24 protein-coding genes, 1 tRNA gene, 1 other RNA gene and 1 pseudogene are annotated in these 25,793 nt (G+C 36.4%); 21 read left to right on the top strand and 6 right to left on the bottom strand.

Annotated elements, in window-relative coordinates:
• Window positions 1-77: 77 nt before the first annotated feature.
• Both Q0358_RS06860 and Q0358_RS06855 read right to left on the bottom strand, forming a co-directional pair.
• Window positions 78-155 (bottom strand) — tRNA-Met (locus Q0358_RS06860).
• A 54-nt stretch (window positions 156-209) separates the two neighbouring features.
• The gene (locus Q0358_RS06855; protein WP_299549283.1) at window positions 210-812 is read right to left on the bottom strand and encodes a hypothetical protein; all 603 of its coding nucleotides are present in this window, start codon (window positions 810-812) and stop codon (window positions 210-212) included.
• Window positions 813-981: 169 nt separating this feature from the next.
• Between Q0358_RS06855 and Q0358_RS06850 the strand changes: the two genes are divergently transcribed.
• The 18 genes and pseudogenes from Q0358_RS06850 (at window position 982) to Q0358_RS06765 (ending at window position 18,753) form a co-directional block, all read left to right on the top strand.
• Window positions 982-1,818, top strand: a complete 837-nt coding sequence (locus Q0358_RS06850) for a plasminogen-binding N-terminal domain-containing protein (RefSeq protein ID WP_299549280.1) — start codon at window positions 982-984, stop codon at window positions 1,816-1,818.
• Between the two features lie 9 nt (window positions 1,819-1,827).
• Window positions 1,828-3,207, top strand: coding sequence for a glycolate oxidase subunit GlcD (gene glcD, locus Q0358_RS06845; RefSeq protein ID WP_299549277.1), 1,380 nt, complete (start codon window positions 1,828-1,830; stop codon window positions 3,205-3,207).
• Between the two features lie 14 nt (window positions 3,208-3,221).
• Window positions 3,222-3,692 (top strand): 3-hydroxyacyl-ACP dehydratase FabZ, encoded by a 471-nt coding sequence (fabZ, locus tag Q0358_RS06840; RefSeq protein WP_299549274.1) that lies wholly within the window; start codon window positions 3,222-3,224, stop codon window positions 3,690-3,692.
• On the top strand, window positions 3,689-4,495 hold the full coding sequence (gene lpxA, locus Q0358_RS06835; protein WP_299549271.1) for an acyl-ACP--UDP-N-acetylglucosamine O-acyltransferase: 807 nt from the start codon (window positions 3,689-3,691) through the stop codon (window positions 4,493-4,495). The genes fabZ and lpxA overlap by 4 nt, the downstream gene beginning before the upstream one ends.
• Complete coding sequence (clpX, locus tag Q0358_RS06830) at window positions 4,488-5,726, top strand: ATP-dependent Clp protease ATP-binding subunit ClpX (protein ID WP_299549268.1); 1,239 nt, start codon at window positions 4,488-4,490, stop codon at window positions 5,724-5,726. The genes lpxA and clpX overlap by 8 nt, the downstream gene beginning before the upstream one ends.
• A 22-nt stretch (window positions 5,727-5,748) precedes the next feature.
• The gene (locus Q0358_RS06825; RefSeq protein WP_299549264.1) at window positions 5,749-6,783 is read left to right on the top strand and encodes a rod shape-determining protein; all 1,035 of its coding nucleotides are present in this window, start codon (window positions 5,749-5,751) and stop codon (window positions 6,781-6,783) included.
• A gap of 13 nt (window positions 6,784-6,796) precedes the next feature.
• A complete protein-coding gene (gene mreC / locus Q0358_RS06820; protein WP_299549261.1) occupies window positions 6,797-7,639 on the top strand; it encodes a rod shape-determining protein MreC in 843 nt (280 codons plus the stop codon).
• A 169-nt stretch (window positions 7,640-7,808) separates the two neighbouring features.
• Complete coding sequence (locus Q0358_RS06815) at window positions 7,809-8,174, top strand: HMA2 domain-containing protein (protein ID WP_299549258.1); 366 nt, start codon at window positions 7,809-7,811, stop codon at window positions 8,172-8,174.
• Window positions 8,171-8,770 carry a hypothetical protein gene (locus Q0358_RS06810; protein WP_299549255.1) on the top strand — a complete coding sequence of 200 codons (600 nt, stop codon included), beginning with the start codon at window positions 8,171-8,173 and terminating at the stop codon, window positions 8,768-8,770. The genes Q0358_RS06815 and Q0358_RS06810 overlap by 4 nt, the downstream gene beginning before the upstream one ends.
• Before the next feature lie 3 nt (window positions 8,771-8,773).
• Window positions 8,774-9,061 (top strand): YtxH domain-containing protein, encoded by a 288-nt coding sequence (locus tag Q0358_RS06805; protein WP_299549252.1) that lies wholly within the window; start codon window positions 8,774-8,776, stop codon window positions 9,059-9,061.
• The gene (locus Q0358_RS06800; RefSeq protein WP_299549249.1) at window positions 9,061-9,408 is read left to right on the top strand and encodes a hypothetical protein; all 348 of its coding nucleotides are present in this window, start codon (window positions 9,061-9,063) and stop codon (window positions 9,406-9,408) included. Before Q0358_RS06805 ends, Q0358_RS06800 begins: the two co-directional genes overlap by 1 nt.
• Before the next feature lies 1 nt (window position 9,409).
• The gene (locus tag Q0358_RS06795; RefSeq protein WP_299549246.1) at window positions 9,410-9,709 is read left to right on the top strand and encodes a YtxH domain-containing protein; all 300 of its coding nucleotides are present in this window, start codon (window positions 9,410-9,412) and stop codon (window positions 9,707-9,709) included.
• Window positions 9,710-9,717: 8 nt separating this feature from the next.
• Window positions 9,718-11,818: pseudogene (locus Q0358_RS06790) on the top strand (heavy metal translocating P-type ATPase).
• Between the two features lie 134 nt (window positions 11,819-11,952).
• The gene (locus tag Q0358_RS06785) at window positions 11,953-12,162 is read left to right on the top strand and encodes a hypothetical protein (protein WP_299549243.1); all 210 of its coding nucleotides are present in this window, start codon (window positions 11,953-11,955) and stop codon (window positions 12,160-12,162) included.
• A 351-nt stretch (window positions 12,163-12,513) separates the two neighbouring features.
• Window positions 12,514-14,019 (top strand): class I SAM-dependent DNA methyltransferase, encoded by a 1,506-nt coding sequence (locus tag Q0358_RS06780; protein ID WP_299549240.1) that lies wholly within the window; start codon window positions 12,514-12,516, stop codon window positions 14,017-14,019.
• The gene (locus Q0358_RS06775) at window positions 14,016-15,161 is read left to right on the top strand and encodes a restriction endonuclease subunit S (protein WP_299549237.1); all 1,146 of its coding nucleotides are present in this window, start codon (window positions 14,016-14,018) and stop codon (window positions 15,159-15,161) included. Before Q0358_RS06780 ends, Q0358_RS06775 begins: the two co-directional genes overlap by 4 nt.
• A 51-nt stretch (window positions 15,162-15,212) precedes the next feature.
• A complete protein-coding gene (locus tag Q0358_RS06770) occupies window positions 15,213-15,614 on the top strand; it encodes an HI0074 family nucleotidyltransferase substrate-binding subunit (RefSeq protein WP_299549234.1) in 402 nt (133 codons plus the stop codon).
• Between the two features lie 52 nt (window positions 15,615-15,666).
• Entirely contained in the window at window positions 15,667-18,753 is a 3,087-nt protein-coding gene (locus Q0358_RS06765; protein ID WP_299549231.1) for a type I restriction endonuclease subunit R, read from the top strand.
• An 81-nt stretch (window positions 18,754-18,834) separates the two neighbouring features.
• Here Q0358_RS06765 and ssrA read toward each other — a convergent pair.
• Window positions 18,835-19,202, bottom strand: a transfer-messenger RNA (tmRNA) gene (gene ssrA, locus Q0358_RS06760).
• 75 nt (window positions 19,203-19,277) lie between these two features.
• Here ssrA and panB point away from each other — a divergent pair.
• From panB to Q0358_RS06745, 3 genes are read left to right on the top strand one after another with little or no spacing between them, the layout of a single operon-like run.
• Window positions 19,278-20,084 (top strand): 3-methyl-2-oxobutanoate hydroxymethyltransferase, encoded by an 807-nt coding sequence (gene panB / locus Q0358_RS06755; RefSeq protein ID WP_299549228.1) that lies wholly within the window; start codon window positions 19,278-19,280, stop codon window positions 20,082-20,084.
• Between the two features lie 8 nt (window positions 20,085-20,092).
• The gene (gene ruvB / locus Q0358_RS06750) at window positions 20,093-21,094 is read left to right on the top strand and encodes a Holliday junction branch migration DNA helicase RuvB (RefSeq protein ID WP_299549225.1); all 1,002 of its coding nucleotides are present in this window, start codon (window positions 20,093-20,095) and stop codon (window positions 21,092-21,094) included.
• Window positions 21,094-22,395, top strand: coding sequence for a restriction endonuclease subunit S (locus tag Q0358_RS06745; protein ID WP_299549222.1), 1,302 nt, complete (start codon window positions 21,094-21,096; stop codon window positions 22,393-22,395). The genes ruvB and Q0358_RS06745 overlap by 1 nt, the downstream gene beginning before the upstream one ends.
• Here Q0358_RS06745 and Q0358_RS06740 read toward each other — a convergent pair.
• From Q0358_RS06740 to Q0358_RS06730, 3 genes are read right to left on the bottom strand one after another with little or no spacing between them, the layout of a single operon-like run.
• Complete coding sequence (locus Q0358_RS06740) at window positions 22,372-23,586, bottom strand: aminoacetone oxidase family FAD-binding enzyme (RefSeq protein WP_299549219.1); 1,215 nt, start codon at window positions 23,584-23,586, stop codon at window positions 22,372-22,374. The two genes, Q0358_RS06745 and Q0358_RS06740, sit on opposite strands and share 24 nt — an antisense overlap.
• An 18-nt stretch (window positions 23,587-23,604) precedes the next feature.
• The gene (gene accA / locus Q0358_RS06735; RefSeq protein WP_299549216.1) at window positions 23,605-24,534 is read right to left on the bottom strand and encodes an acetyl-CoA carboxylase carboxyl transferase subunit alpha; all 930 of its coding nucleotides are present in this window, start codon (window positions 24,532-24,534) and stop codon (window positions 23,605-23,607) included.
• Between the two features lie 3 nt (window positions 24,535-24,537).
• A complete protein-coding gene (locus Q0358_RS06730; RefSeq protein WP_299549213.1) occupies window positions 24,538-25,773 on the bottom strand; it encodes a beta-ketoacyl-ACP synthase II in 1,236 nt (411 codons plus the stop codon).
• Between the last annotated feature and the right edge of the window lie 20 nt (window positions 25,774-25,793).

The raw sequence follows: 25,793 nt of genomic DNA, 5'->3' as shown, positions 1-25,793 counted from the left end.
CCTCTGACCTACGGCTTAGAAGGCCGTTGCTCTATCCAGCTGAGCTATGAGCGCACAAATAAAAAGAATCTTAGATTTGGTACCAAAGGGGGGACTCGAACCCCCGACCTCCGGCTTATGAGACCAGCGCTCTAAACCAGCTGAGCTACCTTGGCACACCAAAAAGAGAAAGCGTATTTTAGTATTTCTTTCTTTAAAAAATGATAAAATTATCCTACTGTGTCAATGCGCACATTTCCACTAAAAATTGCGTGACTAAACTCACGCAAAATGCGTTGTGTTTTTGCTTCATTATTTTTGCGCAAAATATCATTATAGTTGCTTGTGATGTCTTTTTTATAGTTTTTTGTATAGATGCCATTAAGATTGTTAAGATTGTCTTGAAATTCTTTAGCAACTTCCTTCCAGCCCTCTTGCGTAACACCTAAAAAGCCTTGTGTGTCATTTTGTGCGCTTTTTGCGTTTTGATTGGCAACTGCTCTTTCTTGCTCCCTTATGTGTTCTACGCTAGCACTAAGATTCCCAGCGCGTGTTAAAATCTGTGCTACGGCGATTTTTTCGTTATGGGACATACTAGCAGTAACGCGTTCAAACGCTTTGTATTGATCATCGCTCATTATCTCTAAACTGACAAGTCCATAAGTAACGCGTTCTTTGGTTGTGAATTCAGAATCTTTTTCTTCTTCTTTTTCAGTCTTGTTAATGCTTTGTATTTTTGAAAGAGATTGTGTTGTTTGTGTATCGTTTCCTAAAAGGCGATTTGCCTCATTAAAAACCTCATTTAATGTGTTTAAATTACTATTGATAAGCATTAATATGGAATCCTTTTTGTGATATAAAGCTGCTTCAAGCAAAAAGGATTCCACCTTTTAGAAGCAATTAAACTTAAAAATTTGTAAAAAATCTATAAATATTGCCACGCTTTAAGCAAATATAAATTAAAATCACACAGCAATTATCGGCTTCTATAAAGGTTTGTTTATGAAATTTTTAAATCCTCTTCAATATTTCTTAAAATATTCTTTGTTTGTCGCACTTTTTAGCGTATTTTCTTATGCTTCTCCTTTTGGCAATAAACTGATTGTTCCTATCGTGGAGTTAGATGAAGATGCCAAGCATTATGCGTATGTTCCAGCATTTGATTTAAAGATTGGTGAGAGTGGTGAAATTGTGCGTTGGTTTACAAAGGAGCATTCTGCTATTGTTGCTAGAGCCGCAGTAGTAGAAATTAAAGATGATCGTGCAAAAATTGCATTTGAGCCATTTGAAGGCTTAGAACAAGGAGCTTTTCCAGCACCAATTTTATTTCCTAAGAAAAATGATGAAGTAATTTTTCGCTCTTTCAATGATCGCGCATTTTTAGTTGCCCCTTCACAGGAGATTTATGAGAAGATTAAAGCTGTGTATCCTGATGTTACTTGGCTGCACCCAGATTTGTTGGCAGCGTATTTAATGGATGTAGGACACTCGTCTCCTGTTAAAGGAGATTTTCGTAAAGTTTGCACGCAATATGCAGTAGGGATTGTGTATTTGGTGAATTTAAATGAAGGGCAAGCACTGGATTGTCAAACTTTCAGACCTGTAAAAAAGGATTATATTACAGGACGTGCTCCTGTTGAAGAGAGAATGTTGCCATTTTTCTCGCGCATTGGAAATGATAATCAAGAATGGTTTTCGTATCTGATTAATGATGTAACAACGCGTGATTATTATTTATATTTTGATGCACTTTTAAAAGGTGAAATTAGTGATGAAGATGCAACATTTTTTGGACGTGTTACAAAGTATTTTACAAAACAAATTAAAAATATTTTTTAAAGGCACAAGATGACAAGTCAAAATATCAGGGATCTTGAAGCAATCGTTGGTAAGGGAGAATGTTGTAGTGATAAAGCGCATTTAAGTGCATATTGCTATGATGCAACAAAAGAGCGCAGATATCCAGATTGCGTGGTGTTTCCGCATAATGAAGAAGAAGTGAGTGCGATTTTAAAGTATTGTAATTCGCATTTAATCCCTGTGATTCCTCGTGGTGCTGGAAGTGGTTTTACTGGGGGTTCTTTAGCGGTTAATGGCGGTGTTGTGCTAGCATTAGAGAAACATATGAATCAAATCTTAGAGATTGATATGGAAAATATGGTTGCAAGAGTTCAGCCCGGAGTTGTCAATATGCAACTTCAAAAGGCAGTGGAAGCTGTGGGGTTATTCTATCCGCCTGATCCTGCTAGTGAGCATTATTCTACACTGGGTGGAAATGTTAGTGAGAATGCTGGTGGAATGCGTGCTGCAAAATATGGAATTACAAAGGATTTTGTGATGGCATTACGTGCGGTTTTGCCAAATGGGGATATTATCCGCGCAGGTAAAAAAACCATTAAAGATGTAGCGGGATATAACATTGCAGGGATTTTAATCGCAAGTGAAGGGACGCTTGGTGTGATTACGGAGATCACACTAAAGCTTTTAAGTAAGCCAAAGTTTAAAAAAAGCGCAATGGGTGTTTTTCCAAGTATTCAATCTGCAATGAATGCTGTGTATAAAACAATGGCAAGTGGAGTTACACCGGTGGCTATGGAGTTTTTAGATAATCTTAGCATTAGAGCAGTAGAAGAGAAGTTTAATAAAGGCTTACCAAAAGATGCGGGGGCGATTTTGATTACAGAAGTTGATGGAAATTTACCTGAAGAAATCACTTATCAAATGGATAAAATCAAAGAAAAATTTCTTGAAAATGGCGCAGTGAATTTTATCCAAGCAAACAATGATAAAGAGGCAGAGAATTTGTGGTTTGCACGCAAAAACGCAAGCCCTAGCATTACGATTTATGGAAGTAAAAAATTAAACGAAGACATCACAGTCCCACGCTCAAAGCTCCCAGAACTTTTAGAAAAAATTGCAGAAGTATCTCAAAAATATGGCGTTGTGATCCCTTGTTTTGGGCATACAGGAGATGGAAATGTGCATACAAATGTAATGGTTGATGGTGCAAATCCACAAGAGCTGGAAAAAGGACACAAAGCAATTGAAGAGATTTTTAAAATCACAGTGGAGCTTGGTGGAACGCTTAGTGGAGAACACGGCATTGGATTATCCAAAGCACCTTTTATGCATTTAGCATTCTCAGGAGAAGAAATGCAATTGTTTCACTCCATTAAACAAGCCTTTGATCCAAATAATATTTTAAATCCGGGCAAAATGGCATTATAAAATAAAGGAAAAAGATGATTTTTAATGTGCAAAAGATTAAAGAGATTTTACCCCATCGTTATCCGTTATTGTTGGTAGATAGAATTACAGCAATCACACCAAATGTAAGTATTGAGGGTTATAAAAATATAACAATTAATGAAGATGTTTTTAATGGGCATTTTCCTAGTCAGCCGATTTATCCGGGTGTGTATATTATTGAAGGAATGGCACAAACGGGAGGGGTTTTAGCATTTGTGAGTATGTTTGGAGAAGAGTCGTGTAATAATGGTGATAAGATTGTGTATTTTATGAGTATTGATAGGGCCAAGTTTAGAAATCCTGTAACTCCGGGAGATAGACTGACTTATAAGTTAGAAGTGCTGAAACAAAAAGGTGGAATCTGGGTGCTTCAAGGCTATGCTTATGTGGATGAAAAACTTGTTGCAGAGGCAGAACTTAAGGCAATGGTTGTAGATAATACAGATAAAAAGGCACAAAAGTGAGAATCGCAAAATCGGCAAAAATCGCGCAAACAGCAATTATTGAAGAGGGTGCTGTTATTGGAGAAAATGTAGAGATTGGACACTATAGTGTGATTGGAAAAGATGTGAAGATTGGTGATGATTGCAAGCTTTATAATCATGTAACAATTCTTGGAAATACCACTTTAGGTAAGGGCAATGAAGTTTTTCCAAATGCAGTGCTTGGGACGCAACCGCAAGATTTAAAATACAATGGAGAAGCAAATTCGTTAGTGTTTGGGAATTATAATAAAATTCGAGAATTTACAATGATAAATCCCGGCACAGAAGGCGGAGGAAGCAAGACAATTATTGGAAATAAAAATCTTTTAATGGCTTATGTGCATATTGCACACGATTGTATTGTGGGTAATTCTTGTATTTTGGCAAATGGGGCAACTTTAGGTGGGCATATTGTGCTTGGAGATTATATTAATGTTGGGGGATTAACCCCTATTCATCAATTTGTAAAAGTTGGGGATTATGCAATGATTGCAGGAGCGAGTGCGCTTTCACAAGATATTCCGCCTTTTTGTATGGCAGAAGGGAATCGTGCGGTAGTGCGTGGGTTAAACTTGCATAGGTTGCGTAAAAACTTTGAGCATCATCAAGTGGATAAAATCCATAATGCCTATAAACGCCTATTTTTTGGAAATGCTCCCATTAAAGAGATTGCTAAAGAGATTTTAGAAGAAGATTCACAAGATGAAAATGTTATAAAAATGTGTCAATTTATTATTGATTCCACGCGTGGAATCCCTTTTGTAAGGAAGAATTATGAGTGAAAGAGTTTGTGATTTTTGTAAAAGCAAGGAATCCATTAAGAATCCTTTGATTTCAGGTAATGATACTTGTATTTGTAAGAATTGTATTATCGCTTCTTATAATTTACTTTTTGGGTTAGAACAAGATAAAGATAAAATAACAGAAGATAATACTTTAAAAATTGTGCCACCAAAAGAATTAAAAGCTGTGCTTGATGAATATGTGATTGGACAAGAAAAAGCCAAAAAGGTTTTTAGTGTGGCAGTCTATAATCACTATAAGAGGATTTTGCAAGGAAATGCGATAAATGACGATGATACGGAGATTACAAAATCAAATATTTTGTTAATTGGTCCAACAGGTAGTGGAAAAACGCTAATGGCACAAACTTTGGCAAGATTTTTAAATATCCCTATTGCAATTTGTGATGCAACAAGTTTAACAGAAGCAGGATATGTGGGTGAAGATGTAGAAAATATCCTAACAAGGCTTTTGCAAGAAGCAGATGGTGATGTGCAAAAAGCGCAAAAAGGAATCGTTTTTATTGATGAAATTGATAAGATTTCAAGGCTGTCAGAAAATCGCTCCATTACGCGTGATGTTTCTGGGGAGGGCGTGCAACAAGCACTTTTAAAAATTATTGAAGGAAGCGTAGTAAATGTGCCACCAAAAGGCGGAAGAAAGCATCCTAATCAAGATTTTATCCAAATTGATACAAAGGATATTTTATTTATTTGTGGGGGAGCATTTGATGGCTTAAAGGATATTATTGAGCGTCGTCTTGGGGGAAATACACTAGGATTCCACGATAAAAAAGGTAAGAAAACGGAATCTTTGCACCTTTTAGATTTTGTTGAGCCTGATGATTTAGTAAGTTATGGGCTTATCCCAGAATTAATTGGGCGTTTGCATATGATTGCAACGCTAGGGGAAATCACAAAAGAAGCGATGATAGAAATCTTACAAAAACCAAAAAATGCACTCACAAAGCAGTATAAAAAACTCTTTGCCTTAGATGGTGCACAACTTACTTTTAAAGAAGAAGCGTTGCAAGAGATTGCAGGGCTTGCAATCTCTAGGAAAACGGGTGCTAGGGGATTGCGTGCAATTTTAGAAGAAATTATGCTAGATGTGATGTATGATTTGCCAGAGCTTAATGGCTATGAAGTCATTATTACAAAAGAAGCTGTGCTAAAGGAAGCAAAACCTATTCTAGTTAAACAGAAAAAAACAAGCAAAAAAAGTGCTTAAATCCAAATAAAAGAGAGAGAATATGTTGATAGATAAAATAATTGGTTGGTTTTCACACGATATTTCCATTGATCTTGGAACTGCAAATACGATTGTTTTGGTTAAAGGGCAAGGGGTTATTATTAATGAACCTTCTGTTGTGGCAGTTCAAAATGATCGCTATGGAAAAAACAAAATTTTGGCTGTAGGACACGAAGCAAAAGAAATGGTCGGTAAAACACCAGGAAGTATTACAGCAGTGCGCCCTATGAAAGATGGAGTGATTGCAGATTTTGATATGACAGAAAAAATGATTCGTCATTTTATTGAAAAAGCACATAGAAGAAAAGCTTTAATGCGTCCTAGAATTATAGTGTGCGTTCCTTATGGGCTAACAGGAGTTGAGCGCAAAGCAGTTAGAGAATCTGCAATTAGCGCAGGAGCTAGAGAAGTCTTTTTAATTGAAGAGCCAATGGCAGCGGCAATTGGCGCAGGACTGCCTGTTAAAGAACCTAAAGGGAGTTTGGTGGTAGATATTGGTGGAGGAACAACAGAGATTGGGGTTATTTCTCTTGGTGGACTTGTGATTTCAAAATCTTTGCGCACTGCTGGAGATAAACTAGATATGGCAGTTGTGGATTATGTGCGTAGAAAATATAGTCTTTTAATTGGGGAGCGCACAGGAGAAGAAATTAAGATTCAAATTGGTTCAGCAGTGAGTCTTGATGAGCCACTTACAATGCAAGTTAAGGGGCGTGATCAAGTAAGTGGTCTTTTGAATTCCATTGAGCTTACAAGTGAAGATGTGAGAGAAGCGATGAAGGAAACACTTAAAGAGATTTCAAATGCATTAAAAGATGTATTAGAGCAGATGCCACCAGATTTAGCGGGGGATATTGTAGAAAATGGAATCGCATTAACAGGTGGGGGAGCTTTGATTCGTGGGCTTGATAAATATCTTTCTGATATTGTGAAATTACCAGTGTATGTAGGTGATGAACCATTATTGTGTGTAGCAAAAGGAACAGGTAAAGCACTAGAAGAAATTGATGTTTTACAACAGCTAACTTATGAATAATTAAAGGCTGGTATTGAAAAAGCTTTTTCTTTGGATATTATTTTTAGTTGTTACATTTTTTGTTGCATTACAGGTTTCCAAAGAGTTTCACGCAAAAGTTTTGTATTTTAGCGATTCTATAAAAATTGGAATTTTAAATTTAAATCACAATGTTGCAAATATTATCACGCGTTATTTTAATCAAGTTCAACAGATTAAAGATTTAACAAATGCGCTTGAAGACAAAGAAAAACTACAATATTCTTATGATGCCCTTAAAACTGAACACGATGCGCTTTTACAGGCTTTAAACTTCAAGCCAAGTGCAATGCAAATCACATTTTCTAGAATGATTTCTTATGTAGAAATGAATGATTACACAAAAATTTGGCTTGAACAAAATAATACATTAAAACAAAGAGAAAATGCAATTTTTGGATTAATTAGTAATAATCAAGTTGCAGGCATTGCTAAAATGCAAAGTGGTCGTTTGTTAGGTTTTTTAAATGGTAATGAAAAGTGTAGTTATAGTGTGGTAGTCGGCGATAATAAGACACCCGGTGTTGCCAAATATGATTTAAATAAAGGTTTTGTAGTGGATTATATCCCTTTGTATCCTAAAATTGAAATAGGAGAGCAGATTTATACAAGTGGGTTTGATGAAATTTTTTATCCGGGTGTGCTTGTTGGTGTTATAGAATCAGTGGAGGAACAGCAAGGATATCAAGTTGCCAAGATTAAACCAACAGTTACAAAGGCGGTCGGATTTTATTGGTTGGTGGATATTAATAGCCAAAAAGCAGAGCTGATTTTAGAAGAAAATGTGGATTCTCAAACAAATGAACCTAAGATTTTTAATTTTGACTCTCAAAATTAGCTAATTTTTGATTCTCATTTTTTAAATTATTATATAAATTTTTATGTTTTAAAACTTCTTTATTTATGCTATTAAATATTATTATTTGAATCTCATTATTTTTTTATTAAGAAAATTTTTATAACCTTTAGTCTAAAATCCAACAGAAATTCATTTTGAGCGGATTATTATGCAAGAAGATAAAATAGCCTTACTTCAGACTTTAAAGGACTTAGAAATAACGCCTAATGATTTGGAGTTTTTTAAGGAGTATTTCTCCATTATCCATCATACAAAAGGTAGAATCCGTCTTAGAGCAAGTTTAAAGTTGAAAGCAGCCGCACAAGAAAAAAGGGTAAATCCAAAGATGCTTTTGGAGGTGTTAGAAAAGATTCCATTAATCTTTTCTCTCAAGTTTAATCCTTTAATTGGTTCTTTAACAATTCATTATGATTCTAGCTTGTTAAATCCTAAGCTTTGGGAGGATTGTATAAAGGGAGAATCATTAGAAGAAATTGCAGAAATAATCAATCAAAATTTAAGGGAAATTGTATGAGTGCAGAGAATTTGTTAAAAGCATTAGACGATGAGTATAAGGCATATAGTTTTTACACGCAAGCAAGTCCATTAGGAGAGATTTTTTTAAATCTTCAAAACGCTGAGATTACGCACATTAATGCGCTTTCTCATCAACTTCAAAAGTTAAATGTCCCTATCCCCAATAATCCCTATTTGCATACAATAACACTTCCAAGTCTCCGCGAAGAAGTGTTACAAGTTGCACTAGAGCAAGAAAATGCAAACATTGCCCTTTATAATACTTTAATTGCAAAAGAACAAGATTCAGAAATTTTAGATGTGTTTTATCGTTTGCAAGCTGCAAGTTTTAATCATCATATCCCAGCACTTCAACAAGCACTTGCTTATCATCATAACACGGATACTTCAAATATAATGGATTTCTTAAATCATAGTAAAGACCTTTTAGGAGAGACTTCTGAAATGGTTACAAGACTGCAAGAAGGAAGTCTATCCAAAGAGCAATTAGAGGGTTTTTTGGGCAAGTTGAATTATTCTTTAATGGGTGGCGTGATTGCAGGCGCATTTGGAGTAATTATTTTCAATGAACTTTTAAATCAAAACAAGGAGTAAATAATGGCATTACCATTTATTGCAGGATTAGCAGTTGGTGCAGGAGTTGCACTTTTATTCACAAAAAGAGAGCAGATTAAAGAAAAATTAGGTAGTAGTGAGATTTCTGAAAAATTAAATAGCACGATTAACAAAGGGAAAGAGTTTTCTAATCACGCATTAAATTACGCAAAAAATAGCTTCAAAAACGCATTAAATGCGGAATCCCAAATGCAAGAAGCACCGCAAAATGTGGAATCTAAAACAACAAAGCAACGCACAACGCGTAAGACAATAAAAAAGGAGAATTAATGTTAGCAAATACAGGAACTCCACGCTCTGTTACAGGACACGCAATTAGTGGTGGGCTTATTGCGCTAATGCTAAGTGGAGCTTATGCGTATGCAAAATATAAACGCAAAGAAATCAACAAGCAAGAGGCAATCACAGAAACACTAAAAGCAGGTGCTGAAGGTGGAATCATAACAGCGTGTGGTATTGCAGCGACAAATGCGTTAGGGAATTCTGCAAAATCACCCACGCAAGGAATCATTGAAGCAGCAGCGTTTGTAGCTATTGGAGCAGCAAGTGTTTATGGAATCCAAACGCTAGCAAACAAGGGCTGTTGCACTGCTTCAAAACTTTTAACAAAGGACTAATATGACACAACCAAATCCTAATAATCCCTATATCAATAAAGAAACACAAAATACACAAAATAGCACGCAATATTCACAAAATTTTCTAGGAAATCTTTTGGATTCTAATCCTAAACAAGATTTTTTAAAAGGGGCGTTAATTGGTGCGGCAGCAACTTTTATTTTAACAAATGAAAATGCGCAAAGAGCGATTTTTAAGGGCTTTGCAAAAATTAGCAGTTTGTTTGAAAGCGGAATTGAAGAGTTAAAAGAACGTTATGAAGACGCTAAGGCTGAAATTAACGATAGTGATAAAATTTAAGGATAAAAATGCGATTGATTCTACTTCACGCAACTGCTAATAGGGCGCGCTTTAAATACATTTGCAAAAATGGTTTTAGAGTAAATCCCATACAGCTTCGTGTAGCTTTAGAAGAAATGCCAAGTGCTAGCAATGTGCGTGTTAATGCGATTTTAAATAACATTATTGTGCAGTATTGTGGATCTTTGGAGGATTTAGAGCAAAACATTTATAATGTCTTAAATGGCGTTGCGGTGGAATCAGATTTAATCAAGCACGATGAGAGTTATCTCGCTCTAAGAGATGAAATACCAAGTTCATCAGAAGTAGCACGCGCTGGGAGTGCTTTATTGCTTTCACCTTTATTAAACAATGCCACAGCGCAACTTGGATTTTCTTTTGTTGCATCATTTCCCTTGCTATTTAGTGGGTTAAAGGAGACTTTTGCACACGGAATTAATTCTCGCTCTTTAGAAGCAATGGCAGTTGCGATTTCTTTATATTTAAAAGACTTCAAAACAGCAAATTCTACAAATTTTATGCTAGCGCTTGGTGAATATATTGAAGAAATGACAATGTATAAAAGCGATGATTTAATTAAAGAACTTGCCAAGCAAAAGAGCGGTTTAGCGTGGGTTGAGCGTGTAGAAAAAGGGAAAGAGTGTTTTAAAGCAGATTCCAAGTGAAGAGCTAAAAATTAGTGATATTGTAGTCATTGGTGCTGGAGATACGATTTTAGTAGATGGGCACATTATTGATGGTGAAGCACTTGTGAATCAAATCTCAATGACTGGAGAAGCAACACCTGTGCAAAAAGGGCATAGTGATAGAGTATTATCTGGCACAATCGTGCAAGAAGGGAAAATTAAAGTTTGGGCGGAATCTGTTGGGAAGCAAACTGCAATGGCAAGGATTAAAAACTACATTGAAGAAACTTTGGTGCAAAAATCCCATCAGGAACTTAATGCGTCTAAAATGGCAGATTCTTTAGTGCCGATTACTTTAGGGCTTGCGACACTCTCTTATGTTTTAACGCGTGATTTGATGCGTAGTGCTAGTGTGTTGCAAGCAGATTATTCTTGTGCGTTAAAGCTCACAACACCTGTAACTTTTAAATCTGCAATTTCAAGTGCCGGAAAAGAAGGGATTATCATTAAAGGTGCAAAGAGTTTGGAATCTTTACAGCTTAGCGAAGTGTTTGTATTTGATAAAACAGGGACCCTTACACAAGGAGATTTAGAGGTTCTTGATGTGTATTCTTTTCATAAGACTTGGGATAAAGATGCAGTGTTGAACCTTGCTGCTAGTATTGAAGAGCATTATTTTCACCCTGTGGCACAAGCGGTTGTAAAAGCAGCAAAAGACAAGGACTTTAAGCATTTTCATCACGATGAAGTAACTTTTATTGTAGCACACGGCGTGAAGAGTGAAATCAATGGAAAAAGTGTTGTAATAGGCTCTAGGCATTTTTTAGAAGATGATGAAAAGATTAGTTTTGAAGTGCAAAATAAAGAAATTGAAGCGATTTTAGAAAGTGGTGAAATGCCTTTGTATATTGGCTATGATAAAGAGCTTTTAGGAATGATTTTACTTAAAGATTCTTTAAGAGAAAATGCAAAAACTGCACTAGAGAGATTGCGAAAGAGCGGGATTAAAGAGATTATTATGCTAACAGGCGATACAAAGCAAAAAGCGGAAAAAATCTCTAAAGAACTAGGGATTAATCGCTATTATGCGGAACTTTTACCTACACAAAAGGCAGAAATTTTAGAGCAAATTATGCAAGAGGGCAAGAAGGTTGCTTTTGTAGGAGATGGGATTAATGATGCGCCTGCATTAATCCGTGCTGATATTGGAATTGGTATGCATAAAGGAGCTGATATTGCAAAGGCAAGTGCAGATGTGGTGTTGTTGCGTGATGATATTGAAGCAGTAGCAGAAGCTAGAGAGCTTGCTATTTCTTGTTTAAAAAAGGTGCAAAGAGGTTTTAAAATCACAGTGGGTGTAAATTCTATGATTTTAATTCTAGCAAGTCTTGGCAAATTAAGTCCTATTCAAACGGCATTTTTACACAATGGCACAACAATAGGATTGCTTTTAAATGCTTTACAAAGAATCAATATTAGATAAGGAGTGGAATTAATGCCTTTTTTACTTGTTTTAGCAACGGCAGGAAGTGGATTTCTAGCAGCACAAATGACAAGGCAAGCATTTTTGAAATACAAAAAATACTCCAAAAAAAAGCAAACAAAATAGGAGAAAATATGCAAAAAGAATTAGAAATTAAAGAAAACAAAATCTCTATTGAAACAAAGCGTGAGATTGCAAAAATAGGTATGAGTGCAAGTTTGTTGCTGACTGCTGGGAGTGCGTTATTTTTAAAAAACAAATCTGCAAAGACAATCCATATCACAGCAGGAGTTGCGCTTGTTGGATTTTCTATTTGGCACGCTTCTTTGTATCCTAAAAAGTAAATTTGATTTTATAGATTATTAAAAGTTGGAATCTAAATTTTAGATTCCATTCTTGCTGTTAAATCTCCACTTTCTACTTCTTTAGCTGTTTGTGCGGATTGTGCAATTGCTGGAGAATCTTGTTTTAAGCCTTCTTCAATGTTTTGAATATTTACATTGATTTCTTTTGCGATTACTCCTAGTTCATCATTAGATGAGATTGCAATATTAACCGCACTTGAGTAATCCGCTAAACTTGCTGAAACAACGATTGTCTAGATAAATTAATTTATTTTATTAATAAAAATTTAAAAATTCTCACAAATCAAGTTTTGGTTATAATGCTAGTTAAAAATTTAGAAAGTTGTAAAAATGGCAAAGACAAAACAACCACAAAAGCTAGAAGCCGCACTTTTTAGTGCTGCTGATAAACTTCGTAAAAACATAGACGCCGCAGAGTATAAACACATCGTGCTTGGACTTGTGTTTTTGAAATACATTAGCGATAGTTTTGAATCTCTACACAAAGAGTTACTTGCACGCAATGAAGATGCAGAAGATAAAGATGAATATATCGCAAAAAATATCTTTTTTGTGCCACAAGATTCTAGATGGAGCTTTCTTTTAAGCAAGGCAAAAAGCCCACAAATAGGCAAAGACCTAGATTATGCCCTAGATTTGATAGAAAAGCAAAATCCACAATTAAAAGGTGTGCTGCCAAAAGTCTATGCCAAAGAAAACCTAGATAGTGCGACTTTGGGCGATTTGATGAATTTAATAGATTCTATTGTATTGAATCAAGCAAACACAAGCGATATTTTAGGGCATATTTTTGAATATTTTTTGGGTGAATTTGCCTTGAGTGAAGGCAAAAAGGGCGGGCAGTTCTACACACCAAAAAGCGTTGTAGAGCTTTTGGTTGCTATGCTAGAGCCTTATAAGGGCAGGGTATTTGATCCTTGCTGTGGAAGTGGAGGAATGTTTGTCCAAAGTGAGCAGTTCGTCAAAGAACATCAAGGTAAAATCAGCGATATTTCAATCTATGGGCAAGAGAGTAATCAAACTACTTGGCGATTAGCAAAGATGAATCTTGCCTTGCGAAAAATAGATTCTAGCTCTGTAAAGTGGAATAGCGAGGGGAGCTTTCTTAATGACGCACACAAGGACTTAAAAGCAGATTTCATTATTGCAAATCCACCTTTTAATGCCACAGATTGGGGCAGCCAAGCCTTAGAAAATGATGTGCGTTGGAACTATGGCACACCCCCTAGCACGAATGCGAATTATGCGTGGATAAGCCACTTTATCCACCATTTAGCCCCAAAGGGTAGGGCGGGATTTGTCCTTGCTAAAGGTTCTCTTACGAGCAACACAAGCACAGAGGGGCAAATCCGCAAAAACTTAATAGAATCTAACCTTATAGAATGTATTGTTAATCTCCCCGCAAAACTCTTTTTAAACACACAAATCCCTGCGTGTCTTTGGTTTATCAAACGCAACAAAGCTCATAACAACACACTTTTTATTGACGCACGAAATCTAGGCGAACTCATCAATCGCAAAAACAGGATTCTAACTCAAAGCGATATTGCTACAATCGCACAGACTTATCATAAATGGCAAAAAGCACAAGAGCAACAAGGCACAGATTACAGCGACATTCTAGGCTTTTGTAAAAGTGTAGATAAAGATGAGATAGCAAAGCTTGATTATGTCTTAACACCGGGTCGCTATGTGGGCTTGGCAGAAGATGAAGAAGACTTTGACTTTGAAAGGGAATTTACACGCCTAAAAGCCGAGCTAGAATCTCAAATCAAAGAAGAGAAAGATTTAAGCCAAAAGATTCTAAAACATTTAGAGCTTATAGGCGGGAAATGATTGTGAATCTAAAAGAACAGCATTGTGAGAATTTCCTACAATCTCTCCATAAAGAACAATGGCAGAAAGTAAGGCTTGGGGAAGTGGCGGAGATAAATCCAAAAGAGTCTCTAAAAAAACATTGTTTGTATAAAAAGGTTTCTATGGATAGTTTAGAGCCATACACTAAGAAAATTTATTCTTTCAGCATAGAATCTTTTAGTGGTGGGGCTAAATTTAGAAACGGCGATACTTTGCTTGCAAGAATTACACCTTGTTTGGAAAATGGAAAAACAGCGTTTGTGGATTTTTTACAAGATGATGAAATAGCTTTTGGTTCTACTGAATTTATAGTTTTAAGAAAAAAGACAGGAACAAGCAATCAAGATTTTTTGTATTATTTGGCACGAAGCAAACATCTTAGAGAAGTTGCTATTCAGTCTATGACAGGTAGTTCTGGTAGAGAAAGGGTGCAAATAGAAGTTTTGCGTGATTTTACTTTTCAACTCCCACCACTTGCAATACAACAAAAAATCGCAGAGATTCTAAGTAGCTTTGATGATAAGATAGACTTACTCCATAGACAAAACAAAACTTTAGAATCTCTAGCCCTTACTCTTTTTCGCCATTATTTTATAGACAATCCAAAGCGTGATGAATGGGAGCTAGGCAAACTTGGCGATTATGTAAAAATAGTTTATGGTAAAAACTTGCCAACTAAAAATTTACTACCACAAGGCTATGCCGTGTTTGGCGGAAATGGAAAAATAGGGTATTTTGACCAATATCTTTATGATGAACCGCAGGTGTTGATTTCTTGCAGGGGTGAAGCTTCTGGCAAGGTGAATATTTCGGAAAGAAAATCATTTATAACTAACAATTCCTTAGTGTTAGAAAGAACAAAAGATAAAGAGATAACATTTGAATATTTGAAATATTATTGCTTGTCATATAATTTTGATACATTTGTTTCAGGTTCAGCTCAACCGCAAATTACTATCGATGGATTGCATAATGCTGAATTTATAAAGGCAAATCAAAATGACATACTTAAATTTAGCGGAATTATTTCAAATTTTGAAAATAAGATTGAAAATAATTCAAAACAGATTCAGAATCTCCGAGCAATGCGTGATGTGCTATTAAAGGCAATATTTGCTTAAGTGTTTTTGTGGGCTAAGGTAAAATAAAATAAATCAACAAAAAGGGAATAAATGCAGAGGCTAAAGCAAAGATTTTCGCATTTTCAAAAGGCATTTTTAAATCTTAAAGAGATTAAAGACAATCAAAACAGAATCTTTTCAACTTTAGAGAAAGAGGGAATTATACAAAGATTTGAAGTGTTAATTGAACTTAGCTGGAAAATTATAAAAGACTTCTTAGAAACAGAGGGTTTTATGATAAAAAGTCCCAAAGATAGCATAAGAAAGGCATTTGAATATGGGCTTTTAAATGAATGTGAAAAGTGGCTTCAAGCCTTAGAAATCCGCAATATTACAAGGCATACATACACAGACCAAGGGCTAGATGATAATCTCGCATATATTCTCAATGATTTTTATCCCTTGGTATGCGGAGTGTATGAGAAATTGGAGAATCTTATATGTGCGGATTAAGTGATAATCAAATCTCTATCATACAAGCAATACTATAAGAAAGGACTAAACAATGTCAAAATTTAACGAAGAAAGCATAGAGAAGCTATTTTTAGAGACTTTGGGGAATCTTGGCTATGAATGCAAAAATGCAAAAGAAGTCGCAAGGAAAAAAGATGAATGGATTTTAAAAGAGATATTTTTAGATTCTATTACGCGTATAAACTTTGAATCTAAAAGTAATTATGACTTTTTAAGTGCGGAGCAAAAAGAGTATTTAGCCCTTGAAGCGTATAAGAAGATTCTAGCTTTAAGTGATGAAGAAGATTTGATGAGTGCTAATGCTAAAATGCACGCATATTTAATAGGTGGTATTACCCTAGAAGCCTTAGTCAATAACGAGCAAAGGGGTATTAATCTAGAGTTATTAGACTTTGACAATGTAGAAAATAATGCCCTTTTAGCACTCAATCAATTTGTCTTTAGCACACAAGATTCTGTGCGATGCGATATTATGGTATTTGTTAATGGGTTACCTTTGGTGCTATGTGAGCTAAAAAACCCACTTGGTGTAAATGCAGATTTGCATAAGGCGTATTTGCAGATAGAAACCTATAAAGAGATAGCAAAAGAGCTTTTTATCCCTAATGCGTTGTGTATTATAAGCGATGGGGTAGATTCTAAACTTGGCAGTTTGAATGCTGATTTTACACGCTTTTTAAAATGGCAAGGACAAGAAAGTGCGTCAAACAAAGATATGCTTGTTTTAGAGATTTGCGAAGTATTAAAGCCTTGCGTTTTGCTTGATTTTTTACGCTATTTTATCATTTACGAGCAAAGCTATATACAAGACGCACAAGGCTATAAAGAATCTAAACTCAATAAAAAAATCGCCGCATATCATCAATACTATGCTGTTAATAAAGCAATGCAGAGTGTCAAAAAGGCTATGCAAAGTAATGAAACAAACAAAAAAGGCGGTGTAGTATGGCACACTCAAGGCAGCGGTAAAAGTCTATCAATGGTATTTTTCTGTGCTAAAGCCTTAAAAGAACTCAATAACCCTACGCTACTATTACTCACAGATAGGACGGATTTGGACAATCAGTTGTTTAATACCTTTATAAAGTCAAGCGCGCTTTTGCAAACCACGCCCTTGCAATGTGAAAGCACAAAGGATTTAAAAGAAATCTTTAAGCAAAGAAAAGGTGGCATAATCTTTAGCACAATGCAAAAATTTAGAGATGAAAATGAACGCTTTGAGCTTTTAAGTCAAAGGGAAGATATTATTGTCATTGCTGATGAAGCCCACCGCACACAATATGGCTTTAGTGCAAGGCTACGCGGCGAAGATCTTGCCTATGGTTATGCACAAAATGTGCGTGATGCTCTGCCTAATGCTACTTATGTGGGCTTTAGTGGCACACCCATAGAAAAAGATAATGCAAATACGCGAAATGTATTTGGAGATTATATTGATATTTATGATTTTCAAAAAGCCGTAGATGATGGTGCAACCTTGCCTTTATACTATGAAAGCCGTTTAGCAAAACTGCATCTAAGCGAAGAGGGCAAAAAGCTTATAGAATCTGTTGATAAAGACAACACGCAAGGCGATCTTTTAAAACTGCAAGGCATTATCGGTGCAAAAGAGCGATTAAAAAACATTGCCAAAGACATTTTAGAACATTTCAACGCTAGAAAAGAAAAGCTTAAAGGCAAGGCGATGATAGCGTGTTCTAGTAGAGAAATTGCCGTGGATTTGTATAATGAGCTAGTAGAGCTTGATCCAAGTTTGCATAGTGATGATTACACAACAGGCAGGGCAAAAGTTATCATCGCTTCAGGTGCAAGTGATGGTGCAAAGCTTACTAGATTCCACACAAGCAAAGAAGAGCAAAGATATATCGCAAATCGGGCAAATGATATTAATGATTGCTTAGAGTTTATTATCGTGTGTGATAAGTGGCTAACAGGCTTTGACGCACCGCCCTTGCATACACTCTACATTGACAAACCTATGAAAGGACATACTCTTATGCAAGCAATCGCAAGGGTAAATCGCGTATATAAAGATAAGCCTTCCGGTTTAATTGTAGATTATATAGGTATTATGGCTGAACTCCAAAAAGCCCTGCAGTTTTACACACAGGGTAAATCTCAAAACTTCCTTGTAGATAAACAAAAGCTAGTAGAAGTCGTCTATGAGAAGCACGAAGTATTAAAGCAAATGTTACACGGCTTTGAGTATATGGAGTATTTTCAAGCAGACACAAGGGGCAAGCTTGAATTGCTTTCACAAATCACAGACAAGATTCTAAGTGATGAAGAGTTAAAAAAGCGATTTTTAGATGAGGTAGCACGGCTTGTTAAAGCCTATATTATGGTGCTGCCAAATGATGAGATACAAAAACTCTCAAAAGAAATCGCCTTTTTTGAATTGCTTAAAAACCGCATTAAAAAGAGTGAATACTCCAAAGCCCAAGCTGATAATGCGCTCAAACAAAGCCTTATTAAACAAATCATTGATAAAGAGCTAGTAAGTGAGGGTATGATAGATATCCTAGACAAAAGCCAAATCAAAGCAGAAAATATCTCTATCCTTTCAAATGAGTTTTTGGAGGGTATGAGACATTATAAATATCCACATATTGCACTAGAGACTTTACGCAAACTCTTAAATGATGAATTGCAAATGCGACTCCCAAAAGAGCTAAAAATCAAGGGCTTGTATGAAAAGCTCCGCCAGATTCTAATACAATATCAAAATAGACTCATAGACGCTGCACAGGTGATTGAAGAGCTTATAGAATTAAGCCAAGAACTCATCGCAAGTGATAAGAAGAGGCTAGATTTAGATTTGAGTGATTATGAATATGCCTTTTATGAAGCATTGAGCGAGTTTAAAGAAGTAGAAGAGATTATGGGTGTAGAGAAGCTGCGTGAGCTAAGCAAAGCAGTGTTTTTTACGATTAAAGAGAATGCCACACTTGACTGGACTTTGCGTGAGAGTGTGAGAGCAGAGCTTAGACTTGCGGTGAAAAAGGTGCTAAAGAAATACGGCTATCCGCCAAATAGCATACAACTAGGCGTGGATAATGCCATCAAACAAGCCGAGCTTATCGCACAAGAGATTAGTCAAGCAAAGGATAAGTTATAATTACTTACAACAATAAAGGACATAAAAGACGCTATTTAAGGGCTTTTTTTGAAGTTATTTGAAGTTTTAAAAAGTCGTTAATGGTGGAGCTGTGGGGAATCAAACCCCAGTCCAAAACTCAAATCCACAATAACCGATTTACATGCTTGCTTGGGTTTTAAATCTTTCTTCGTTTAAAAAACTCCCAAAAACTCTAAACAAAGGCAACCGAAATCTTAACTCTATGCTTGGTAACACAAAGCGCATCTAGCTTTGATGATGCTCTTAGAAAATAGCTAGAATCTTAACTAAGAACAGCTCCAAAAGGAGATAAACCTACGCAGCTTTAGCGTAAGCTGGAGCGTAATTCGCGTTGTTTGCGTTTATATTTAAGAGCCAGTTTTGCGACTTAGCACAAGTCGGCATGCAGTTAGAGCTATTTAAATCTTGTCGAAATTCTAATCAGCCCCAAAAGTAAGAGCGAAATTATACCGCAAAAAATGAAAATGTAGTAAAATTAGCCAAAAAATTTTATGGAAGCAAAAATGAGCATGCAAATTCAGAAAAAATCCATTACAACAACAGAGATTTTACGCAAAAAAAACAAAGAAAAAATCACAATGTTAACGGCTTATGACGCTCTTTTCTCAAAGATTTTTGATGGAGAAGTGGATATGATTTTAGTGGGTGATAGCCTAAATATGAGCTTTTTTGGTGAGAGTGATACGCTAAGTGCGACGCTAGATCAAATGATTTATCACACAAAAGCGGTTTGCAATGGAGCAAAAACAAGTCTTGTAGTATGTGATATGCCATTTGGTAGCACGATTTCGCCACAAATTACTCTAGATTCTGCAATGCGTGTTTTTAAAGAGACTAAAGCACAGGCAGTTAAAATTGAAGGCGGAGCAGAAATTAAAGACACAATTAAGCTTTTAGTGCAAAATGGAATCGCAGTTGTGGGGCATATTGGTTTAAAGCCACAATTAGTGCGTTTAGAGGGCGGTTATAAGGTAAAGGGCAAGCAAGAAAGTGAGTTAGAATCGCTTTTAAAAGATGCAAAAGCATTAGAAGATGCGGGGGTGTTTTGCTTTGTGTTAGAAGGGGTTTGCGCAGAAGTGGCAGAGCAAATCACGCAAAGTGTTCAAATCCCTGTTATTGGGATTGGCAGTGGTGCAAGTGTTGATGGACAAGTGCTTGTATGGAGTGATGCCTTTGGATTTTTTGAAGAGTTTAAGCCAAAGTTTGTGCGTCAGTATTTGCAAGGAGCAAAGATTATAAGAGAAACAATGCAAAAATATATTAAAGATGTGAAAAATGGGGATTTTCCAAGTGTAAATGAAAGTTATTAAGGGGTGTTATGGAACGCATTGTAGAGATTGAAAAAATGTCGCTTGATGGAGAAGAAGAAATCAAGCTTCGCCCATCGTGTTGGGACGATTATATTGGACAAGAGAAACTAAAAAAGAATTTACAAGTTTTCATTGAAGCGGCAAAAAAGCGTGCAGATGTATTGGATCATTTGCTGCTTTTTGGACCTCCGGGGCTTGGTAAGACAACATTAGCGCATATTATCAGCGCAGAAATGCAAACTTCTATTAAAGTAACTGCTGCACCGATGATTGAAAAAGCTGGAGATTTAGCGGCGATTTTGACAAATTTAAATGAAGGAGAGATTTTATTTATTGATGAAATCCATCGCTTAAGCCCTGCTATTGAAGAGATTTTATATCCTGCAATGGAAGATTTTAGGTTAGATATTATTATTGGAAGTGGTCCTGCTGCACAAAGTGTAAAGATTGATTTACCGCGCTTTACGCTAATTGGAGCAACAACAAGAGCTGGAATGATTAGCAATCCCTTGCGCGATCGCTTTGGGATGCAGTTTAGAATGCAGTTTTATGAAAACGATGAGCTTGCGCGAATTGTAACTCTAGCTTCTATTAAATTACAAAAAGAATGTAAAAAAGAAGGTGCATTAGAGATTGCTAAACGATCACGAGGCACGCCACGCATTGCATTGCGTTTGCTAAAGCGCGTTAGAGATTTTGCAGAAGTTGCAGAAGAAGCGATGATCACAAAGGAACGCACACAATATGCACTCAATGAACTAGGAGTAAATGAACACGGCTTTGATGAACTGGATTTGCGCTTTTTAAAGATTATTTGTGAGAGCAGGGGGCGACCTATTGGACTTAGCACGCTTGCTGCTGCAATGAGCGAAGATGAAGGAACGATTGAAGATGTGATTGAACCTTATTTGCTAGTGAATGGATTTTTAGAGCGCACAGCAAGGGGGAGAATCGCTACGCAAAAAACTTATGAACTTTTTTCTTTTAGAGATTCTGGGAGTTTATTTTAATGGAATCTCTCCCTTTACAATCCTTTCTACAATCTCTCCATAAAGAGCAATGGCAGGAAGTAAGGCTTGGGGAAATAGTTGATGTTAAACACGGATACGCTTTTGCAGGAAAAAATATAACCACAGAGCATACACCAAATGTTTTGGTTACACCGGGAAATTTTCACATAGGGGGTGGTTTTAAAAGTCAAAAATTCAAATATTTTAACGGAGAAATTCCAAAAAGTTTTATCTTTAGCACAGGCGATATAATTGTAACTATGACAGATTTAAGCAAAGATGGAGATACGCTGGGATATTCCGCAAAAATCCCTAAGGATTCAGAACATATTTATTTGCATAACCAAAGAATTGGATTACTTCTATTTTTGAGAAGTGATATTTGTAAAGATTTTATTTATTGGTTGCTAAGAACTAAAAATTATCAAGCTTTCATAGTCAATTCTGCAACAGGAACTTCCGTAAAGCATACCTCTCCAAAATTAATTGGAGAATACAGATTTCCGCTCCCACCACTTACAATACAACAAAAAATAGCAGAGATTCTAAGTAGCTTTGATGATAAGATAGATTTACTCCATAGACAAAACAAAACTTTAGAATCTCTAGCCCTTACCCTTTTTCGCCATTATTTTATAGACAATCCAAGAAACCCAAAAAGCGTTGTCGGGGTGGGGGAGAGTTTGAGAGGGGGAGGGAGCGACTTCGCAATTCAAGCCCCTCCATCCTCTCATCAAAAAAGTGGAAAATGGGAAATGGGAAAATTGGGGGATTATGTGAGGATAGAACTAGGTGGCACCCCAAATACTGCAAAAAGTGAATATTGGGGAGGCGATATTGCTTGGATTAATTCTGGAGAAATCAATAAATTTAGAATCGTTAAGCCAACAAAAACTATTACAAAATTAGGATTTGAAAAATCAAGCACAAAGCTTTTACCTAAAGGGAGCGTTGTGATAGCAATAACAGGTGCTACATTGGGACAAGTAAGTTTGCTAGAAATTGATTCTTGTGCAAATCAATCTGTTGTGGGTGTTATACCAAATGATGATTTTTCTAGTGAATTTTTGTATTTATGGATAAAGTTTAATATTGATGAAATTATTTTAAATCAAACAGGTGGAGCACAGCAACATATTAATAAAAACGATATAGCTAATTACCATATAATCAAACCTGATAAAGAATCTTTAGCAAGTGTAAATCTAAAAACATATTTTGAGAAAATATCTCACAACACAAAGCAGATTCAGAATCTCCAAGCAATGCGTGATATGCTATTTAAAGCGATATTTGCTTAACACAGCATTTGTGCAAGTTTTCGCGCTTGCCCACGCAAATGCAAGGTTGTAGCCCCCGCGATTACCTACAATATCTAGCATTTCACCGATGATGTAAAGGTTTTTGTGCTTTTTAGATTCCATTGTGTTTGGGTTGATTTCCTTTCCACTTACGCCCCCACCACAGACTTCTGCACTTTCAAAGTCCTTTAACTTTGGATTTTTACAAGGGAAATTTTTAAGGGTAAATAGGAATTGTTTAAGTTGCTTTGTGTTATTCGGGTTAAAGTTAAAATGTGTGGCAAAGGCTTTGGCAATTTTTGGGTGTAAGAAGCCATTAAGCAAGGTTTCTAATGGGATTTTAGGGTTATTTTTCAGCGTGTTTTGTAGGGAGTTTTCTAGTGTTTTTGGCGTGAGATTTGGCAAAAAATCAAGCATTAAGGTGAGATTTTGGCGTGTTTGAAAAAAGCTTGAGAGATCAAGCACGCCAAAGCCTGAAATTCCATAGTTTGTAAAAAGCACATCATCTAGTGTTTGGGCTAGGATTTGTTCATTGTTTTTTAAAGTAAGTTTGGCTTGGATTTTAACGCCACTTAGGGAGCTAAGAAAGGTGGAATCCAAATTTAATGGCACAAGGGCGGGATAGGCTTGGTGATATTTTAAGTTAAGTTGCTTTGCTAGAATTTCGCCCTTGTTGCTACCGCCTAGTTTTGGGGCAGCTTGGCTACCACAAGCTAGAATTAATGTGCTAAAACTTTCGGTGTGGTTGTGGCTATGGAGTAAAAAGTTAGAATCGCTTTTTGTAATAGTGGTAATCTCGGTGTTTAAGTGGATTTGTAAGTTTGGATTCTTGTTTAAAGCGTGGGTAAAAACTTCTAAAACGGATTTCGCGGAGTTTGATAGGGGATAGACTTTACCATTTTCTTGTGTGTGAAGATGAAGTCCTAGAGATTGACAGGTCTTTACAAAGGCGTTAAATGGGTAGTTTTGCAAAATATGTTGCAAGTCTTTTTGTAAAAAACTTGTGCTTTGAAAAGAACTAGAATCTGTGCTTGTGTTATGGATATTGCAACGACCATTACCTGTGGCTAGGAGTTTTTTGCCTAGAATTTTGTTTTTTTCAAACAAAACAATAGGGATATTATGTAAAGAAAGCAAAACTGCACAAAAGATTCCGCTTGCGCCTCCGCCGATGATTGCGACTTCTTGCATTGTGTTTGGATCTTTAATTTATGCTTGAAAACTTCCGTAATTCATCAGTTTATTAAAGCGTTTGTCTAAATAATCGGGATCTTGGCGGATAGAATCTAGGGATTCTAAAAAGTATGTTTTAATTGCTTGTGCTGCGCCTTCTTTGTCTCTATGCGCGCCAATTCCGGGTTCTTTAATAATTGCGTCAATTAAATTTGCTTCTTTTAAATCTTCTGGTGTGATTTTTAAGGCTTGTGTTGCGTTCTCAATCTTTGCAGGATCATTCCATAAAATCGCCGCACAACCCTCTGGGGAGATGACACTAAAAACAGAATATTCCATCATTGCAAGTTTGTCTGCTACACCAATAGCAAGTGCGCCACCACTTCCACCCTCGCCAATTACAATAGAGATAGTTGGAATCTTAAGTGTGCTAAATTCTTGCAAGTTTTTAGCAATCGCTTCACTCTGTCCGCGTTCTTCTGCACCAATTCCGGGATATGCACCCGGGGTGTCAATAAACATTAAAAGTGGGATTCCAAATTTTTCTGCCATTTTTGCTACACGCAATGCCTTGCGATAACCTTCTGGATTTGGCATTCCAAAGTTGCGATATAGCTTGTTTTTTGTCCCTCTGCCTTTTTCTTCGCCAATAACTATTACCTTTTCGCCTGCGATTTTGCCAAGGTAACATACAATGGCGCGATCATCACTAAAATGTCTATCTCCGTGAATTTCTAAAGGCTCTTCTAAAAGCAGAGTGATGTAATCTAACGCATAAGGACGATCAGGATGTCTTGCAAGCTGTAATTTTTGATAATCAGAGAGATTGGAATAGACTTTTGTAACTTCTTTGTCTAAATCTTTTTGTAAAATCTCAATGGCGTGCGCATCGTTTTTTAATCTTGCTGTTGCGATATTTTCTTGGAGTGTTTTAATCTTTATTTCAAAGTCTAAATAAGTTGCCACGATTTACACTTTTTTAAAGATTACAACGCCATTAGTTCCCCCAAAACCAAAGGAATTGCTCATTACTGCATTAATCTTTGCTTCTCTTGGAGTGTTTGGTATGTAGTCTAAATCACATTCTGGATCTTTTTGGATTTGATTGATTGTTGGTGGCAAGATTCCTTTTTGCATAGATAGGATAGAAATTACTGCTTCAATTCCACCTGCTGCGCCCAAGCAATGTCCAATTTGTCCTTTGGTGGAGCTAACAGGAGGGACATTACCATTAAAGACTTTTTTAAGAGCAAGTGTTTCATAAAGATCGTTGTATTTCGTGCTAGTTCCGTGTGCATTGACATAATCAATTTGTATATTTGCCATAGTTAGTGCTGCTTTCATTGCACGATATGCGCCTTCTCCTTCTGGTGCTGGTGTAGTAATGTGATTTGCATCGCCACTTTCTCCAAAACCTACTAATTCTGCATAAATTGTCGCTCCCCTTGCTTTTGCCGCTTCATATTCTTCAAGCACTAAAGCTGCTGCACCTTCTCCCATTACAAAGCCATTGCGCTCATTATCAAAAGGACGACTTGCGTGTTGCGGATCATCATTTCTATCAGATAGTGCTTTCATTGCAGCAAAGCCACCGATTCCTACGCCACAAATTGCAGATTCAGCAGCAACAACAAGCATTCTATCAGCGCAGTTTAGCATTATGGTTTTCCCTGCTTCACTAATGCCGTGTGTCCCTGCAGCACAAGCTGTAACGCTTGCTAGGTTTGGTCCTTTAATAGAATAATCAATAGAGATAAATCCACCAAGCATATTCACAAGTGCTGATGGGATAAAAAAAGGTGAAATGCGCTTTGGTCCGCGTTCAAAATTCACCACAGAGTTTTTTTCAATATTTCCTAAACCACCAATCCCAGAAGCAGAGCTAATACCAAAGCGTTCAGGATTAATAGAATCTTGCAATTTACCATCAGCATTTAATAAACCGCTATCTTCCATAGCTTCTTTTGCAGCTTTGATTCCTAATTGAATAAAGCGGTCGGCTTTTTTAATTTCTTTTGCGTCCATTACGCTATTTGGGTCAAAATCTGTAATTTCAGCGGCAATTTTCACAGGAAATTCTGAAATGTCAAAAGAGGAGATTGTTTTAACTCCACATCTTCCTTCTATAATAGCTTTAAAAGAATCCTCTCTGTTTAATCCAAGAGCATTAATCATTCCTAGTCCAGTTACCACTACGCGTCTCATATTTCTCCCTTGATTATAAA

The sequence above is a fragment of the uncultured Helicobacter sp. genome (genome assembly GCF_937893305.1).
Lineage (GTDB): Bacteria > Campylobacterota > Campylobacteria > Campylobacterales > Helicobacteraceae > Helicobacter_D.
Note: the sequence above shows the minus strand (reverse complement) of the source record. Positions and strands in the feature narration are given on the sequence as shown.

What these genes read in the sequence shown, in the direction of transcription:
- Q0358_RS06825 (WP_299549264.1), top strand. Translation starts at nt 5,749, where the DNA reads ATGTTGATAGATAAAATAATTGGTTGGTTTTCACACGATATTTCCATT.
- glcD (WP_299549277.1), top strand. Translation starts at nt 1,828, where the DNA reads ATGACAAGTCAAAATATCAGGGATCTTGAAGCAATCGTTGGTAAGGGA.
- clpX (WP_299549268.1), top strand. Translation starts at nt 4,488, where the DNA reads ATGAGTGAAAGAGTTTGTGATTTTTGTAAAAGCAAGGAATCCATTAAG.
- Q0358_RS06795 (WP_299549246.1), top strand. Translation starts at nt 9,410, where the DNA reads ATGACACAACCAAATCCTAATAATCCCTATATCAATAAAGAAACACAA.
- Q0358_RS06765 (WP_299549231.1), top strand. Translation starts at nt 15,667, where the DNA reads ATGTCAAAATTTAACGAAGAAAGCATAGAGAAGCTATTTTTAGAGACT.
- Q0358_RS06810 (WP_299549255.1), top strand. Translation starts at nt 8,171, where the DNA reads ATGAGTGCAGAGAATTTGTTAAAAGCATTAGACGATGAGTATAAGGCA.
- Q0358_RS06730 (WP_299549213.1), bottom strand. Translation starts at nt 25,773, where the DNA reads ATGAGACGCGTAGTGGTAACTGGACTAGGAATGATTAATGCTCTTGGA.
- Q0358_RS06775 (WP_299549237.1), top strand. Translation starts at nt 14,016, where the DNA reads ATGATTGTGAATCTAAAAGAACAGCATTGTGAGAATTTCCTACAATCT.
- Q0358_RS06805 (WP_299549252.1), top strand. Translation starts at nt 8,774, where the DNA reads ATGGCATTACCATTTATTGCAGGATTAGCAGTTGGTGCAGGAGTTGCA.
- Q0358_RS06740 (WP_299549219.1), bottom strand. Translation starts at nt 23,586, where the DNA reads ATGCAAGAAGTCGCAATCATCGGCGGAGGCGCAAGCGGAATCTTTTGT.
- Q0358_RS06780 (WP_299549240.1), top strand. Translation starts at nt 12,514, where the DNA reads ATGGCAAAGACAAAACAACCACAAAAGCTAGAAGCCGCACTTTTTAGT.
- panB (WP_299549228.1), top strand. Translation starts at nt 19,278, where the DNA reads ATGAGCATGCAAATTCAGAAAAAATCCATTACAACAACAGAGATTTTA.
- Q0358_RS06785 (WP_299549243.1), top strand. Translation starts at nt 11,953, where the DNA reads ATGCAAAAAGAATTAGAAATTAAAGAAAACAAAATCTCTATTGAAACA.
- fabZ (WP_299549274.1), top strand. Translation starts at nt 3,222, where the DNA reads ATGATTTTTAATGTGCAAAAGATTAAAGAGATTTTACCCCATCGTTAT.
- ruvB (WP_299549225.1), top strand. Translation starts at nt 20,093, where the DNA reads ATGGAACGCATTGTAGAGATTGAAAAAATGTCGCTTGATGGAGAAGAA.
- Q0358_RS06855 (WP_299549283.1), bottom strand. Translation starts at nt 812, where the DNA reads ATGCTTATCAATAGTAATTTAAACACATTAAATGAGGTTTTTAATGAG.
- Q0358_RS06800 (WP_299549249.1), top strand. Translation starts at nt 9,061, where the DNA reads ATGTTAGCAAATACAGGAACTCCACGCTCTGTTACAGGACACGCAATT.
- Q0358_RS06850 (WP_299549280.1), top strand. Translation starts at nt 982, where the DNA reads ATGAAATTTTTAAATCCTCTTCAATATTTCTTAAAATATTCTTTGTTT.
- Q0358_RS06815 (WP_299549258.1), top strand. Translation starts at nt 7,809, where the DNA reads ATGCAAGAAGATAAAATAGCCTTACTTCAGACTTTAAAGGACTTAGAA.
- Q0358_RS06770 (WP_299549234.1), top strand. Translation starts at nt 15,213, where the DNA reads ATGCAGAGGCTAAAGCAAAGATTTTCGCATTTTCAAAAGGCATTTTTA.
- Q0358_RS06745 (WP_299549222.1), top strand. Translation starts at nt 21,094, where the DNA reads ATGGAATCTCTCCCTTTACAATCCTTTCTACAATCTCTCCATAAAGAG.